At 67.9% G+C, this 14,600-nt stretch carries 12 protein-coding genes and 1 riboswitch; of the genes, 6 read left to right on the forward strand and 6 right to left on the reverse strand.

The annotated features are described in order from the left end of the window. The first annotated feature begins 53 nt into the window (after positions 1 to 53). The 3 genes from mtgA (at position 54) to B9Y64_RS08925 (ending at position 2,277) form a co-directional block, all read left to right on the forward strand. Entirely contained in the window at positions 54 to 803 is a 750-nt protein-coding gene (gene mtgA / locus B9Y64_RS08915; RefSeq protein WP_100440375.1) for a monofunctional biosynthetic peptidoglycan transglycosylase, read from the forward strand. A gap of 63 nt (positions 804 to 866) precedes the next feature. Further along, on the forward strand, positions 867 to 1,886 hold the full coding sequence (locus tag B9Y64_RS08920; RefSeq protein ID WP_100440701.1) for a glycosyltransferase family 2 protein: 1,020 nt from the start codon (positions 867 to 869) through the stop codon (positions 1,884 to 1,886). Then, a complete protein-coding gene (locus tag B9Y64_RS08925; protein WP_088026824.1) occupies positions 1,846 to 2,277 on the forward strand; it encodes a CBS domain-containing protein in 432 nt (143 codons plus the stop codon). The genes B9Y64_RS08920 and B9Y64_RS08925 overlap by 41 nt, the downstream gene beginning before the upstream one ends. A gap of 370 nt (positions 2,278 to 2,647) precedes the next feature. Here the strand turns inward: B9Y64_RS08925 and B9Y64_RS08930 are convergent, their stop codons facing one another. From B9Y64_RS08930 to B9Y64_RS08945, 4 genes are all read right to left on the reverse strand, one after another. After that, on the reverse strand, positions 2,648 to 4,621 hold the full coding sequence (locus tag B9Y64_RS08930) for an AsmA family protein (RefSeq protein ID WP_100440376.1): 1,974 nt from the start codon (positions 4,619 to 4,621) through the stop codon (positions 2,648 to 2,650). Between the two features lie 82 nt (positions 4,622 to 4,703). Next, positions 4,704 to 5,342: a PAQR family membrane homeostasis protein TrhA gene (gene trhA, locus B9Y64_RS08935; RefSeq protein WP_014038156.1), complete on the reverse strand. Its 639-nt coding sequence runs from the start codon at positions 5,340 to 5,342 to the stop codon at positions 4,704 to 4,706. 325 nt (positions 5,343 to 5,667) lie between these two features. After that, positions 5,668 to 7,272, reverse strand: coding sequence for a peptide chain release factor 3 (locus tag B9Y64_RS08940; protein ID WP_100440377.1), 1,605 nt, complete (start codon positions 7,270 to 7,272; stop codon positions 5,668 to 5,670). Positions 7,273 to 7,338: 66 nt separating this feature from the next. Next, positions 7,339 to 8,223: a M23 family metallopeptidase gene (locus tag B9Y64_RS08945; protein WP_100440378.1), complete on the reverse strand. Its 885-nt coding sequence runs from the start codon at positions 8,221 to 8,223 to the stop codon at positions 7,339 to 7,341. 148 nt (positions 8,224 to 8,371) lie between these two features. After that, a riboswitch (SAM riboswitch) is annotated at positions 8,372 to 8,490 on the forward strand. Positions 8,491 to 8,567: 77 nt separating this feature from the next. Here B9Y64_RS08945 and metX point away from each other — a divergent pair. Genes metX through B9Y64_RS08960 form a run of 3 tightly spaced genes read left to right on the forward strand, consistent with a single transcriptional unit; the run spans position 8,568 to position 11,895 of the window. Beyond that, the gene (gene metX / locus B9Y64_RS08950; RefSeq protein ID WP_100440379.1) at positions 8,568 to 9,599 is read left to right on the forward strand and encodes a homoserine O-succinyltransferase MetX; all 1,032 of its coding nucleotides are present in this window, start codon (positions 8,568 to 8,570) and stop codon (positions 9,597 to 9,599) included. Then, complete coding sequence (locus B9Y64_RS08955; RefSeq protein ID WP_100440380.1) at positions 9,596 to 10,831, forward strand: O-succinylhomoserine (thiol)-lyase; 1,236 nt, start codon at positions 9,596 to 9,598, stop codon at positions 10,829 to 10,831. Before metX ends, B9Y64_RS08955 begins: the two co-directional genes overlap by 4 nt. Continuing rightward, entirely contained in the window at positions 10,828 to 11,895 is a 1,068-nt protein-coding gene (locus B9Y64_RS08960) for a homoserine dehydrogenase (protein WP_100440381.1), read from the forward strand. Before B9Y64_RS08955 ends, B9Y64_RS08960 begins: the two co-directional genes overlap by 4 nt. 107 nt (positions 11,896 to 12,002) lie before the next feature. On the opposite strand, the gene B9Y64_RS08965 is transcribed toward B9Y64_RS08960, so the two are convergent. Both B9Y64_RS08965 and B9Y64_RS08970 read right to left on the reverse strand, forming a co-directional pair. Continuing rightward, positions 12,003 to 12,998 (reverse strand): alpha/beta fold hydrolase, encoded by a 996-nt coding sequence (locus B9Y64_RS08965; protein ID WP_100440382.1) that lies wholly within the window; start codon positions 12,996 to 12,998, stop codon positions 12,003 to 12,005. A gap of 175 nt (positions 12,999 to 13,173) precedes the next feature. Beyond that, complete coding sequence (locus tag B9Y64_RS08970) at positions 13,174 to 14,556, reverse strand: L-serine ammonia-lyase (RefSeq protein ID WP_049456519.1); 1,383 nt, start codon at positions 14,554 to 14,556, stop codon at positions 13,174 to 13,176. Between the last annotated feature and the right edge of the window lie 44 nt (positions 14,557 to 14,600).

Here is a 14,600-nt window from a genome sequence, read left to right on the forward strand (position 1 = left end):
GGCGGTTGCCGGATAATGCGCCGACAACCAGGCATAAGAAGGATGCACCAGTAATGGGGGCAGCGGGAGAGCAGCACAAGGTAGAGGCGGTGGTGGCCGCGCCGCGCTGGCGACGCTGGCGCTGGAAGCGGCTGCTGTGGCTGCCGGTGCTGCTGGCCGCCTTCAGCTGCCTGCAGGTACTGGTGCTGCGGTTCATCGATCCGCCCGTGTCCACAGTGATGCTGTGGCGCTATGGCGAGGCGCTGGGCGAGGCCGACTGGTCCTACCGGCTGCATTACCAGTGGCGCGATCTCGACCAGATGGCCCCGAGCCTGCCGATCTCGCTGGTGGCGGCCGAGGACCAGCGCTTCCCCGACCACAATGGCTTCGATCTGCAGGCCATCGAAAAGGCCCGCGACCACAACGCCAGGGGCGGGCGCCTGCGCGGCGCCAGCACGATCAGCCAGCAGGTGGCCAAGAACCTGTTCCTGTGGCAGGGCCGCAGCTGGATCCGCAAGGGCCTGGAGGTCTGGTACACGGTGCTGATCGAGGCGCTGTGGCCGAAGGAGCGCATCCTGGAGATGTACGCCAACATCGCCGAGTTCGGTGACGGTGTGTACGGCGCGCAGGCGGCGGCGCAGACGTTCTGGGGCAAGGACGCTGCCCGGCTGAGCCCGGCCGAGAGCGCGCGCCTGGCCGCCGTGCTGCCGGCACCGCGACGCTACAACGCGGCAAAACCAGGGCCGTATGTGCAGCGGCGTGCGGCATGGATCCAGCGCCAGGCGCGCCAGCTGGGGGGCGCGTCCTATCTGTCGGAGGACTGAGGCAGGCGCGGTGTGGCTGGCGGGCAACGGGCCGTGCGTGCGCCGGCAACGTACAATCCGGGCATGACCCGCGAACGGCTCACCTTTGTCATCGCCGCCTACAACGAGGCCCTGGCACTGCCGCTGCTGCACCCGCGGCTGTGCGCGGTGCTCGACGGCATGCCCGACATCGACGGTCACATCCTCTATGTGGATGACGGCAGTCATGACCGCACCTGGGACGTGATCGCCGGGCTGGCCCAGGCCGATGCACGCGTGTCGGCGCTGAAGCTGTCGCGCAACTTCGGCAAGGAAGCGGCGCTGACCGCGGGCCTGGACCTGGTGCACGAGGGTGCGGCGATGATCCTCGACGCCGACGGCCAGGACCCGCCGGAGCTGGTGCCCCAGTTCGTCGCGCGCTGGCGCGAGGGCCATGACAATGTCTACGGCACGCGCATGGCCCGCGATGGCGAGGCCTGGATCAAGCGCGCCACGGCCGCGATGTTCTATCGGGTGATGGGCCGCCTGTCGCGGACACCGATCCCGGCCGATACCGGCGATTTCCGCCTGCTGTCACCGCGCGCGCTGAGCGCCCTGCGCGCGATGCGCGAGCGCCACCGCTTCATGAAGGGGCTTTTCAGCTGGGTGGGATTCAAGCGGATCGCCGTGCCCTACCACCGCCACGCGCGCGTGGCCGGCACCAGCAAATTCAGCCTGTGGCGGCTGTGGAATTTCGCGCTGGAGGGCATTACCGGCTTTTCCACCGTACCGTTGCGGGCGGCGACCTATCTGGGGCTGGCGACTGCGGCGGTCGCTTTCGTGTTCGGCCTGTGGGTCATCGTAAAGGCAGCGCTGTATGGCGACCGGGTGGCCGGCTGGCCGACGATGATGGCGGTCATCCTGTTCCTGGGCGGCGTGCAGCTGATCGCACTTGGCCTGATCGGCGAGTATCTGGGGCGGCTGTACGAGGAGTCCAAGCAGCGGCCGTTGTATCTGGTTGACGCCTGGCTAGCATCCGCCGTGGCAGACTCGGCCCTGCAACCCACCCTCGGAGGGCAGGCAGATGACGACGGTACGGCAACTGTTGGACGGCAAGTCTCCTGAAGTACATGCGGTCGCGCCGGATGCGGCGGTGATCGATGCGATCCGGTTGATGGCGGAAAAGGGCATCGGTGCGGTGCTGGTGATGGACGGGCCGCGGCTGGTCGGCATCCTGTCCGAGCGTGATTACGCGCGCAAGATCGTGCTGCGTGATCGTTCCTCGCGTGATACGGCGGTGGCGGAGATCATGACAGCGCAGGTGGTGACGGTGGCGCCCGGCGAGCAGGTGGAGCATTGCCTGCAGCTGGTGACCGATTACCGCATCCGCCATCTGCCGGTGGTGGAGGGCGCACAGGTGCTGGGCGTGATCTCCATTGGGGACCTGGTGAAGTCGGTGATCGATGCGCAGCGGCGTGAGCTGGACCAGCTGCAGCAGTACATCGTCGCCGGCTGAGGGTGTCGCTGGCGGGCCTGCGGCCCGCCGGCCCGCTTTGCGAAGCCAGAGCCGGAGCTGAGAGCCGCACCCTCCACCTCGGGACACGTTCCTGCGAGCGCGGTGCGTACGTGCGCGGTGCCTCGCCTCTGGTAGCGGCCAACCTTGGTTGGCACAGCTTTTGACTTTGCTTTTTTCTTTTGACTTTGAATTTCCGCTCTCGTTCCGCGCGCGCAGGAAACTGTCGGGAGGGGGACGGGTGACGCAGGCAGGACCGTTGGCGCCATGGATGGCGCCATTGAGCCTACGGGGACGTACTTGCGGCGTGTCCTGCCTGCGTCACCCGTCCCCCTCAAACCACGATCAATTGAGGCGCCGCGAACGAACGCTTCTACTTCGCATACTGCCCGCCGCAGTCGGCATCCTTGCCCGGGCCCAGTTCAATGGTCGCCAGCAATGCCGCCGGCGGGGCGATGCTGCCCAGTGCCAGGGCCACCGCGCCGCGGATGCCCAGCGCCTTGAAGTCAGGGCGGAACGACGGGTCCTTGAACGTGCCGGCGATGTGCAGTGGCGAGCGCAGCACCAGGATGCTCTTGTCTTTCGGGCGTGGCTTCAGCAGCAGGTCCAGGGACTCGTCGCGCAGGCTGACCGTGCCTTCGCCGATGATGATCGTGTCGGTGGTATCCACCGCCAGTGCCTGGCTGGTCATCAGGCCGTCGCGCACACCGAAGTCGGCGAAGGCGCAGCGCAGGGGGATCTGCTTGTCGCCGGTCACCAGGAATTTCAGCGACTCGGTGATGTCCAGGCCGGCCAGCTCCATCACCAGGTTGCCGACATGGCCACGGCCCATTGCCAGGCCGACCTTGCCGTTGCTGCTGCCGAGCATCGCGGCGATCGAGTTGCCGCGGCCACTCAGGTCCACCTCGCCGCCGATGCCGCCCTTGGCCTGTTCGGCCAGCTTGGCGTCGGGGAACAACTGGCCGAGCTGCACGCCGCGCACGCTGGCCTTCAGCGCAGTGCTGATCTGCGCCTGGCGCGCGTCCATGCGGATGGTGCTGCGGATATCGCCGCCCGCGACGCCGAAGTTCAGCGGGTCCAGCCGCAGCACACCGTCATCCAGCAGCAGGTGTGCATCCATGTCGTCCAATGGCAATGATGGCGCGTTGATGCGGTGGGCCTTCCAGCGCACGTCGGCATCCATCGCACGCAGCTTGCCGAGGTTGTAGGGCGTGTCCGGAAGCACGCGCGGACGAGCGGCCACCCGTGCCGCCTCGGCCTTCTGTTCCGCGTTGGCGGTTTCGCCGCCGCCGGTCTTCGGTGGCGCACCGACGAAGCCGGCCAGGTCATCGAAGTCCAGGCGTCTGGATTCCAGCGTGGCGGTCAGTCGCGGGCGCGCGCCGCCCACTTCGAACTGCAGGTTGCCGCCGAGGTCGCTGTCGCCGACCTTGCCGGTGAAGGTCTCGTAGCGCCAGAGGTTGTGGTCACGCTTGAGGCGGCCGTTCAACGCATAGGGCGGGGACGGCGGGATGGCGATGCCGAGCAAGGGGTAGAGATCGGCGAGGTCCTGGCCGCTGAGCGCGAACTGCACGTCGAACACGCGCAGCTGGAATGGGTTGGTCAATGTGCCGCTGGCTTCGGCATGGGTGGCGCCGGCGCGACCTTCGAGGTGGATGCGGAACGGGTGGTCGCTGTCGGTCAGCTCCAGCGGTGATTCAGTGCCGCCGCGCAGGGTGAACGGATTGCCCTGCCAGTGTCCCTTGCCCTGCACCAGCAGCGGTGGCGCGGCATCGGCCTGCTTCGGCTGCCCGCTGCGCACGTCCACGCGGATATCGGTGCGGCCGAGTGCGTCGAGGAACTGCAGGCGGCCGTCGTCGATGCGCAGCCGCTTGAGCTGGGGGCTGGCCCCGCCAGCGCTGTCACCGAGGAAATCCCAGTTGCCCGGGTCGCCCTTGCGTGGGGCGGTTTCCAGCAGCACGTCCGGCCGGGTCAGGCGCACTTCGGGCAGCTGCACGCTGCCGCGCAGCAGGGGCCAGACCCGCACGTCGATCTCGACGCGGTCGGCACTGGCCATGTCCGGCTGCTTCGCCCAGCCTGCATTGGCGAAGGTGATCGCATCGGCACGGATCGTACTGGTGCGGCCGAGGTCGACATCCAGGTGGCCGATGTGCAGTGCACGGCCGGTGCGGGCCTGCACCGCGCGCTCGACCGGGCCCTTGAACCAGTTCCAGTCCCACAGTGCGATCAGGACCAGGATCGCCGCCAGCAGGAAGGTCAGAAGGGTCAGCCAACGCCGGCCTCGCGGGCCGGGGCGGCGGAGGCGCCAGCGGGACGTGCGCTGTGCAGCAGGGGAGGCGGCAGCATTCACGCTGCCATGGTTGCCCCCTCTTCGTGGACGGGGCGCGAAGCGTCCATGTGCGCGGCGTGCAGAAGCCGCGTGCGGGCAGGTGTTACAGCACCTGCATGGTGACTGCGACGAAGTGGCAGACGCTGCCACCGATCACGAACAGGTGCCAGATGGCATGCGAATAGGGGATCGATTCGCGGTGGTAGAAATAGGTGCCCAGCGTGTACGACAGGCCGCCGGCCAGCAGCCAGCCCAGCGTCCAGCCGTCGATCGAGGCCAGCATCGGCTTGACCGCCACGATCACCAGCCAGCCCATGGCAACGTAGATGGCGGTGGACAGGCGCTTGAAGCGGCCGGTGTAGAACAGCTTGAACACCACGCCGGCCAGGGCCAGGGTCCAGATCGCGGCGAACAGGCCCCAGCCCCACGGGCCGCGCAGGCCGATCAGGGTGAATGGGGTGTAGGTGCCGGCGATCAGCACGTAGATCGCGCAGTGGTCGAAGACCTTGAGCCGGCCCTTGGCGACCGGGTGCTGGATGGCGTGGTAGAGGGTGGAGGCGGTGTACAGCAGCAGCAGCGCGATGCCGAACACGATGGCGCCGGCCAGCTGCCAGCCATCGCTGTAGATCGCGGCCAGGGTGATCAGCACCGCGCCGGCACCCAGCGCAAACACCGCGCCGAGGCCGTGGGTCAGGGCGCTGGCGATTTCTTCGCGGATCGAAGCAACGGAAGTCGTGGACATGACGTAGGCATCGTTCGCGGGGAGGGGGACCCGCACCCCCCTATCATCGCCGCGATGGGCGCCATGTGCACGCCCGTCACCGTATGGTGGGTGAATCCCTGCGTTGCGCCGATGTATCCGCGATCGGTAGATCCACGCCATGCGTGGATGGGCGCCCGGCACTGCAGGGGTCACTGCAGGGGTCAGAGCCCTTTCCCGCGGAAAGGGATCCGACCCTGTCCGGATCGCTGGGGTCAGAGCCCTTTCCCGTGGAAAGGAACCCGACCCTGTCCGGATCACTGGGGTCAGAGCCCTTTCCCGTGGAAAGGGATCCGACCCCGTGGCATCAGCCCACCGAAACGGTGTGCGCCGCTTCGCGGGTCGCCGAGAAACGCACATCCGGTGAGCGTTCCTGGGCCAGCTGCAGGTTGACCCGGGTCGGCGCCAGGTAGACCAGGTGCCCGGCGGCATCCAGCGCCAGGTTCAACGCGTTCTTCTCGCGGAACTCTTCCAGCTTCTTCTCGTTGCTGCAGTGGACCCAACGCGCGGTGGTGACGCTGACCGGCTCGAAGGTGGCTTCCACGCCGTACTCGTCCTTCAGGCGGTAGGCGGCCACGTCGAACTGCAGCACACCGACCGCACCCAGGATCAGGTCGTTGCTGGTCAGCGGGCGGAAGAACTGGGTCGCACCTTCCTCGGACAGCTGGGCAAGGCCCTTCTGCAGCTGCTTGAGCTTGAGCGGATCGCGCAGGCGTGCGCGGCGGAACAGTTCCGGGGCGAAGTTGGGGATGCCGGTGAAGGTCACCGCTTCGCCTTCGGTGAAGGTGTCGCCGATGGAGATGGTGCCGTGGTTGTGGATGCCGATCACATCGCCCGGCCAGGCCTCGGCGGCGATCTCACGGTCGCTGGCCATGAAGGTCAGCGCGTTGGCCAGTTTCATTTCCTTGCCGGTACGCACGTGGAAGGTCTTCATGCCGGCGCTGAAACGGCCCGAGCAGACCCGCATGAACGCTACGCGGTCGCGGTGCTGCGGGTCCATGTTGGCCTGGATCTTGAACACGAAGCCGGTCAGCTTGTTTTCTTCCGGGGCGATCTCGCGGCCGGTGGTGGAGCGCGCCTGCGGCGATGGCGCATGCTCGACGAAGAAGTCCAGCAGCGGCTGCACGCCGAAGTTGTTCACGCCCGAGCCGAAGAACACCGGGGTCTGCTTGCCCTCGCGGTAGGCCTGCAGGTCGAACGGATGGCTGGCGCCCTGCACCAGTTCCAGTTCGTCGCGCAGGTCGGCCAGCATCTGTGCACCGATCTTCTCGGCCAGGCCGGGCGCATCGATGGACGGGAAGATGGTCGAGTCCTGGCGGGTGAAGTTGCGGCCCGGTTCGTACAGGTGCACTTCGCCGGTCAGCAGGTGGACCACGCCCTTCAGGCGCTGGCCCATGCCGATCGGCCAGGTCACCGGCGCGCACTGGATGCCGAGCACGGTTTCCACTTCATCCAGCAGCTCGATCGGGTCCTTGCCCTCGCGGTCGAGCTTGTTGATGAAGGTCATGATCGGGGTGTCGCGCAGGCGGCACACTTCCATCAGCTTGATGGTGCGCTCTTCCACGCCCTTGGCCACGTCGATCACCATCAGCGCCGAGTCCACCGCGGTCAGCACGCGGTAGGTGTCCTCGCCGAAGTCGGCGTGGCCGGGGGTGTCGAGCAGGTTGACGATCTTGCCTTCGTACGGGAACTGCATCACCGACGAGGTGACGGAGATGCCGCGCTCCTTTTCCAGTGCCATCCAGTCGGAGGTGGCATGGCGGGCGGCCTTGCGGCCCTTGACCGAACCGGCCATCTGGATCGCGCCTCCGAACAGCAGCAGCTTTTCGGTCAGCGTGGTCTTGCCGGCGTCAGGGTGGGAAATGATGGCGAAGGTGCGGCGACGCGACGCTTCGTTGGCGACTTCGGACATGGCAGTGGCGCCCGCCCGGGGCGCTTTTCAAAGAGATAAGCGCCCGATTATACCGGCCGGGGCCGGTCAGCGCCCGGTACCGCCGTCGGCCTCGCCCTGGCGGGCGAACTGCAGCTGGCCCTGCTCGGCGAAGATGCGCACCGGCACCGAGCGCAGGCCCATGCCGCGGTTGACCTGCACCACGAAGTGCAAGTGCGGCGCACTGCTGTAGCCACTGTTGCCGGACAGGCCGATCGGTTGCCCGGCGCCTACTGCCTGGCCGCGACGCACGCGCATGCCGCCCGCCTGCAGGTGGCCGTACAGGGCCATGCTGCCGTCGCTGTGCAGCACGCGGATGAAGTTGGCGCGGGCACCATCGCGTTCGCGGTCCTGGCCGTTGCCACGGAAGCCATCCTGGATCTGCATCACCGTGCCCTCGCGCGCGGCCAGCACCAGGGTGCCCTCCGGCAGTGCGAAGTCGACCGCGTCGCGGTTCTCCTCGTCGTCATGGCTGAACCGTCCCTGCGGCGCCTGGTCCACGCGCAGGCGGGCCGCATCGAACGGCAGGCGATAGGCGACCTCTTCGGCCTGTGCGGCCGGGTTGCCCGGCACCGACTGCAGGCGCAGGTCCAGCGCACGGCCATCGGTCGGGGCGGGCAGGTGGCCGACCACCAGGCTGCTGTCGCCCTGGATCAGTGACTCGACCGGCAGGCCTTCGACCGGGTGTCCCGGCGCGGCGCGCAGCTGGATCTGCAGCGGCCCCGCCAGCCCGTTGTCGATCCGGGCCTGCCATTGCCCGCCAACCGGCTGCAGGCGCAGCCGCGCCATGGGGGCGGCGCCCTCGGCGCTGCCTGCGCGGGTCGCCGGGGCGGGCGGGGGAACCAGCCCCCAGCCCAGGCGCCAGTCGTCCGCGTGTGCGGTTGCGCTCGCCAGCAGAGGCAACAGCAGGCAGGACAGGGGCAGGCGCGGCATCGGCGTTTCCAGCGGAAAGGATCGCCGGGACTGTACCCGATCCTGAACGGGACGACCGGTACGGGCTTCGCATAGTGGCCCTGAAAATATTCATCGCTTTATCCGCATGAAGGGATTGACAGTGCCGGAAAGGGGTGGCATCGTGGCTCCACCATCGAGACCGGCAGAGGGACAGGCCCTTTGAAGCCGGGGCAGCCCGCAGGCGCGCAAGCGTCTGCGTAGGTGCCAAATCCTGCGGGGACCGTGGCGTCCACCGAAAGATGGTTCGAACCATGCACCGCACGTGCATCTCGAACGCGGGCCCCGCGAAGGCTCGATGGCCGATTCCCCAACCGGATCCCGCCATGAGCTTCGCCGCCAGTACCGCGCTTCGCCCCGAACCCTTTGTCCCCGTCAGCGTGCCGCTCGAAGACCGCGTGCACGCCGAGCGCGGTGAGTTCGCCGCGGTGCTGTCGATGCGCCACAGCGGCCCCAGCCCGGTGCGCCTGCGCTACGAGTGGGTCGGCCCGGCCAACGCGCCGGTGGTGGTGTTGGCCGGCGGCATCTCCGCCCACCGCCACGTGGCGTCCAACGCGCAGTTCAGCGAGAAGGGCTGGGCCGAAGACCTGGTGGGCAGTGGCCGCGCGCTGGATCCGCAGCAGTTGCGTGTGCTGGCCTTCGATTTCATCGGTGCCGACGGTGCACTGGATGTGCCGATCGATACCGCCGACCAGGCCGATGCATTGGCGCTGCTGCTGGACCACCTCGGCATCCGCACGCTGAAGGCGTTCGTGGGTTACTCCTACGGCGCGCTGGTCGGCCAGCAGTTCGCGATCCGGCACCGTGCCCGCGTGCGCCAGCTGGTGCTGGCCAGCGGTGCACATCGCCCGCATCCCTATGCCGCCGCCTGGCGTGCGCTGCAGCGCCGCGCGGTCGCGCTCGGCCAGCTGCAGTGCGGCGAAGACCATGGCCTGGCCCTGGCCCGGCAGTTCGCCATGCTCAGCTACCGCACCCCGGAAGAGTTCGGCGAGCGCTTCGACGCTGCGCCGGAAGTCATCAATGGCCGCGTGCGCGTGGCAGCTGAAGACTATCTCGACGCGGCCGGTGCGCAGTACGTCGCGCGCACGCCGGTGACCGCCTACCTGCGCCTGTCCGAATCGATCGACCTGCACCGCGTTGACCCCACCGCGATCCTGCCACCGACCGTCGTGGTAGCCGTGGAGGGTGACCGCCTGGTGCCGCTGGCCGACCTGGTCGGCCTGGTCGAAGGTCTGGGCCCGCGCGGCAGCCTGCGCGTTCTGCGCTCGCCCTACGGCCACGACGCCTTCCTCAAAGAAACCGATCGCATCGACGCGATCCTCGCCACCGCCTTCCGCACTTCTGGAGAGTCCGCATGAGCCTGCACGCAAACGAGCCGTCCTGTAGTCGCACCACTGCCGCCGTCCGTGCCGGCATCGATCGGGACACCGCGCATGGTGCGGTCACTCCGCCGATCGTGCTGTCGTCGAACTTCAGCTTTGAAGGCTTCGGCAACAAGCGCCAGTACGACTACACGCGCAGTGGCAACCCGACCCGCGACCTGCTGGGTGAGGCGCTGGCGGAACTGGAGGGCGGCGCCGGTGGCGTCATCACTGCGACCGGCATGGGCGCGATCAACCTGGTGCTGAACGCGCTGCTGCAGCCGGGCGATACCCTGGTGGTGCCGCACGATGCGTACGGTGGCAGCTGGCGCCTGTTCAATGCGCTGGCGAAAAAGGGCCACTTCGAGCTGGTCACCGCCGACCTGACCGATCCACGAGCGCTGGCCCAGGCGCTGGCCACCCAGCCGAAGCTGGTGCTGGTGGAAACGCCGTCCAACCCGCTGCTGCGCATCACCGACCTGCGCTTCGTCATCGATGCCGCGCACAAGGCCGGTGCACTGGTGGTGGTCGACAACACGTTCCTGTCGCCGGCGCTGCAGCAGCCGCTGTCGTTCGGTGCAGACCTGGTGCTGCATTCCACGACCAAGTACATCAATGGCCACAGCGATGTGGTGGGGGGGGCCGTGGTCGCACGTGATCCGGCACTGCACGAGCAGCTGGTGTGGTGGGGCAATGCGCTCGGCCTGACCGGTTCGCCGTTCGATGCGTTCCTGACCCTGCGCGGCCTGCGCACGCTGGATGCGCGCCTGCGCGTGCACCAGGAGAACACCGCGTCGATCGTGGCCCTGCTGGACCAGCATCCGGCAGTTGGCACGGTCTACTACCCGGGCCTGACCGATCACCCCGGCCATGCCATCGCCGCACGCCAGCAGAACGGCTTCGGAGCGATGCTCTCGTTCGAGCTGGCGCACTGCGCCGGTGATGATCCGCACGCGGCGGTGCGCGCCTTCGTGGATGGCCTGCGCTGTTTCACCCTGGCCGAATCGCTGGGCGGCGTCGAAAGCCTGATCGCGCATCCGGCCACCATGACCCATGCGGCGATGACTGCCGAAGCGCGTGCGGCGGCCGGAATCAGTGAAGGCCTGCTGCGCCTGTCGGTCGGCATCGAGGCCGAGCGTGACCTGCTGGCCGATCTCGGTGCCGCGCTGCAGCGCGCCGAAGCCGTGATCGATGCGGCCGCACGCCGCAAACAGGTGGTGGATGCATGAGCGCGCTCGCGGCTGAAATTCCCGCGCTGGGCGCGGGGCGCCTGGCGCTGCTGGGTACGGGTACGGTGGGTTCGGCCTTTGTGCAGCGCTACCAGGCGTTGCAGGCGCGCGGGCTGGACCTGCCCAGCGTGCAGTGGCTGGCCAACTCACGCACTGCGCTGGCGATCGATCGCGACCTGGCGTTGCCGCTGGAGCTGGCGCGGCGTGCCCCGCGCGACGGCCACAGCTCGCCGCCATGGGCCAATGCCGAGGGGCTGGAGCGCGGTGACGTGGTGGTCGATGCCACCGCCAGCGAAGACGTGGCCGCACGTCACGTGCAGTGGCTGGCGCGCGGAGTGCATGTGGTAACCGCCAACAAGCTGGGCCGCGGTGCGCAGCTGGCCCGCGCCACGGCCATCGCCGAGAGCTGCGCCGACAGTGGTGCGCGCTACGGCGACAGCGCCACCGTCGGTGCCGGTCTGCCGCTGCTGAGCAGCCTGCGCGCGTTGGTGGCAGGTGGTGATCACATCCACGCCATCGAGGGTGTGCTGTCCGGTTCGCTGGCTTGGCTGTTCCATCGCTATGACGGACGGTCGCCGTTCTCGGCCGCCGTGCGCGAAGCATTGGCGGCCGGTTACACCGAACCGGATCCGCGCCTGGACCTGTCCGGCGAAGACGTGCGCCGCAAGCTGCTGATCCTGGCCCGCAGCAGCGGGCTGGCGCTGGATGCTTCGCAGGTGCAGGTGGATTCGTTGGTGCCTGAAGCGCTGGCAGCGTTGCCGCTGGAGGACGCAGTGGCTGCACTGGAGCAGCTGGATGCACCACTGCAGGCGCGGTGGCAGCAGGCACGCGACAACGGCCGTGTGCTGCGTTTCGTTGGCCGTGTCGACGGCGAGGGTGCGCAGGTGGGCCTGCGCGAGCTGCCGGCCGATCATCCGCTGGCGCAGGGTGCGGGCACCGACAACCGCGTGGCCATCCACAGCGATCGCTACCACCGCCAGCCCTTGTTGATCCAGGGGCCGGGCGCAGGCGCGGAAGTCACCGCCGCCGCGTTGCTGGATGACGTGTTGAGGATCGTGGGCTGATCGCACCGCTGCTGTAGAGCCGAGCCTGCGCTCGGCTGCTGCTGGCGAGATCCCCTCCTGCCGTATGAGCCGAGCATGGGCTCGGCTCTACAGAGGAGGGCTGCCGTTCAATTCGCTTTCAACGCCTTCAACAACGCCGCATTGAACTGCTTCGGGTCCTGCACCTGCGGCGAATGGCCCAGTTCGGCGAACTCGACCAGCGTCGCGCCCGGAATCGCCGCGGCCGCCGCTTTGCCGAGTACCGGGTAATTGCCCAGCGTCGCCTTCACCGCAGGCGGCGCCTGGTCACGGCCGATCGCGGTGCGGTCCTTCTGCCCGATGAACAGCGTGGTCGGCACCTGCACATTCTTCAGTTCGTAGACCACCGGCTGGTTGAACACCATGTCCGAGGCCAGGGCCTGGCTCCATGCAACGGCCTGCTTGCCGGGCCCTTCGTACATGCCCGACTGCATCCGTGCCCAGGGTTCGTAGGCTGGCTTCCATTTGCCGTCGTAGTACACCTCCAGCTGGTAACGGCGGATGCTGTCATAGCTGATGTTCATTTCGCCGGCGTACCACGCGTCCACGCTGCGCCACGGTACGCCCAGCGCCTTCCAGTCTTCCAACCCGATCGGGTTGACCAGCGACAGGCTGCGCAGGTCCTGCGGGAACATCAGTGCGTAGCGCACCGCCAGCATGCCGCCCATCGAATGGCCGACCAGGTGCACCGGCGCATCCCCCAGCTGCAGCTGCTGCAGCAGGGCATGGGTGTTGGCGGCGAGCTGCGCGAAGGTGTACTGGTAGCGCTCGGGCTTGCTGGATTTGCAGAAGCCCACCTGGTCCGGCGCAATCACCCGGTAGCCGGCGGCAACCAGCGGCTTGATCGATTCCTTCCAGGTGGCCGCACAGAAATTCTTGCCGTGCAGCAGCACGACCACCCCGATCGGCGCCTTCTTCGGCGCGATGTCCAGGTAGGCCATCTCCAGCGGCTGCCGCTGCGATTCCAGCGCGAAGATCTTCACCGGATAGCCGTAATCGAAACCCTCCAGCCGCGGCCCGTAGGTGGGCGCGGCCAGGACGGGCAGCGGAAGGCAGGCAAGCAGGGCGGCAGCGATCACGCGCATGGGAACGTCCGTGGCAGGGGAGCCCCGAGCCTAACCGGAACGCGGTGACGGTGTCGTCCGGCCGGGTAGGGGCAACGGGGTAGAGTCGACTGTCAGTCGACTGCTCTTCGATCAGACCGCGAAAATCCCGCGCTGCGCGCGATAGTCGACCAACGGTCGACTCTACCCAGGGCCATCAGCATTCGATGACGTTCACCGCCAGGCCGCCGCGGCTGGTTTCCTTGTACTTGTCCTGCATGTCGCGGCCGGTGTCGCGCATGGTCTTGATCACCTTGTCCAGCGACACCTTGTGCTTGCCGTCGCCACGCATCGCCATGCGCGAGGCATTGATCGCCTTCACCGCGCCCATTGCGTTGCGTTCGATGCAGGGGATCTGCACCAGGCCGCCGATCGGGTCGCAGGTCAGGCCCAGGTTGTGTTCCATGCCGATTTCCGCGGCGTTCTCGATCTGGCTGGGATTGCCGCCCAGTGCCGCGACCAGGCCACCGGCCGCCATCGAGCAGGCCACGCCCACTTCGCCCTGGCAGCCCACTTCGGCGCCGGAAATCGACGCGTTTTCCTTGTACAGGATGCCGATCGCCGCCGAGGTCAGCAGGAAGTCGAACACGCGCTGTTCGTTGGCGCCGGGGCAGAAACGGTCGAAATAGTGCAGCACCGCCGGCAGCACGCCGGCGGCGCCGTTGGTCGGCGCCGTCACCACGCGGCCACCGGCGGCGTTCTCTTCGTTCACCGCCAGCGCGTACAGGTTGACCCAGTCCAGCGTGGTCAGCGGATCGCGCATCGCCGCTTCCGGCTTCGACGACAGCTCGCGGTACAGCGCCGGTGCACGACGGCCCACCTTGAGGCCGCCCGGCAGCACGCCTTCCTCGCGGATGCCGCGCGCCACGCACGACTGCATCGCGCTCCAGATCTCGCGCAGGTTGGCGCGGATCTCGTCTTCGCTGCGCCAGCACTTCTCGTTCTCGAACATCAGCTGGGCGATGCTCAGGCCGCTGCGTGCGGTCTGCGCCAGCAGCTCGTCACCGCTCTTGAACGGGTAGGGCAGCGGGGTTTCATCGGGCACGATGCGGTCATCGGCCGCGTCGTCCTGGTTGACCACGAAGCCGCCACCGACCGAGTAGTAATCGCGGGTGGCGATCACTTCGTCGTCGGCGTTGTACGCGGTGAAGCGCATGCCGTTGGTGTGGTAGGGCAGCTTCTGGCGCTTGTTCATGCCCAGGTCGCGCTTCTCGTCGAAGGCGATCTCGTGCTGGCCCATCAGCTGGATGCGCTTGCTGCTGCGGATGCGCTCCAGGGTGGCCGGAATGATGTCCGGATCGATCAGGTTCGGCCGCTGGCCTTCCAGGCCCAGCAGGATCGCCTTGTCGGTGCCATGGCCGCGGCCGGTCAACGCCAGCGAGCCATAGACATCGGCGCGGATGCGCGCGACCTCGTGCAGCCGGCCCGGGTCGAGCAGCCAGCGATGGATGAATCGCTCGGCGGCCTTCATCGGCCCGACGGTGTGCGAGGAACTCGGGCCAATGCCGATCTTGAAAACGTCGAACGTGCTGACAGCCATGGATGCCAAACTGCGGGTACCGGACAAGCCGCTATTCTAGCGGC

It is taken from the genome of Stenotrophomonas maltophilia (assembly GCF_002799245.1).
Lineage (GTDB): Bacteria > Pseudomonadota > Gammaproteobacteria > Xanthomonadales > Xanthomonadaceae > Stenotrophomonas > Stenotrophomonas maltophilia_S.

Bases quoted from the DNA above. Each gene is read 5' to 3' on its own strand.
- mtgA (WP_100440375.1), top strand. From the start codon at position 54: ATGGGGGCAGCGGGAGAGCAGCACAAGGTAGAGGCGGTGGTGGCCGCG.
- B9Y64_RS08920 (WP_100440701.1), top strand. From the start codon at position 867: ATGACCCGCGAACGGCTCACCTTTGTCATCGCCGCCTACAACGAGGCC.
- B9Y64_RS08925 (WP_088026824.1), top strand. From the start codon at position 1,846: ATGACGACGGTACGGCAACTGTTGGACGGCAAGTCTCCTGAAGTACAT.
- trhA (WP_014038156.1), bottom strand. From the start codon at position 5,342: ATGTCCACGACTTCCGTTGCTTCGATCCGCGAAGAAATCGCCAGCGCC.
- B9Y64_RS08940 (WP_100440377.1), bottom strand. From the start codon at position 7,272: ATGTCCGAAGTCGCCAACGAAGCGTCGCGTCGCCGCACCTTCGCCATC.
- B9Y64_RS08945 (WP_100440378.1), bottom strand. From the start codon at position 8,223: ATGCCGCGCCTGCCCCTGTCCTGCCTGCTGTTGCCTCTGCTGGCGAGC.
- metX (WP_100440379.1), top strand. From the start codon at position 8,568: ATGAGCTTCGCCGCCAGTACCGCGCTTCGCCCCGAACCCTTTGTCCCC.
- B9Y64_RS08955 (WP_100440380.1), top strand. From the start codon at position 9,596: ATGAGCCTGCACGCAAACGAGCCGTCCTGTAGTCGCACCACTGCCGCC.
- B9Y64_RS08960 (WP_100440381.1), top strand. From the start codon at position 10,828: ATGAGCGCGCTCGCGGCTGAAATTCCCGCGCTGGGCGCGGGGCGCCTG.
- B9Y64_RS08965 (WP_100440382.1), bottom strand. From the start codon at position 12,998: ATGCGCGTGATCGCTGCCGCCCTGCTTGCCTGCCTTCCGCTGCCCGTC.
- B9Y64_RS08970 (WP_049456519.1), bottom strand. From the start codon at position 14,556: ATGGCTGTCAGCACGTTCGACGTTTTCAAGATCGGCATTGGCCCGAGT.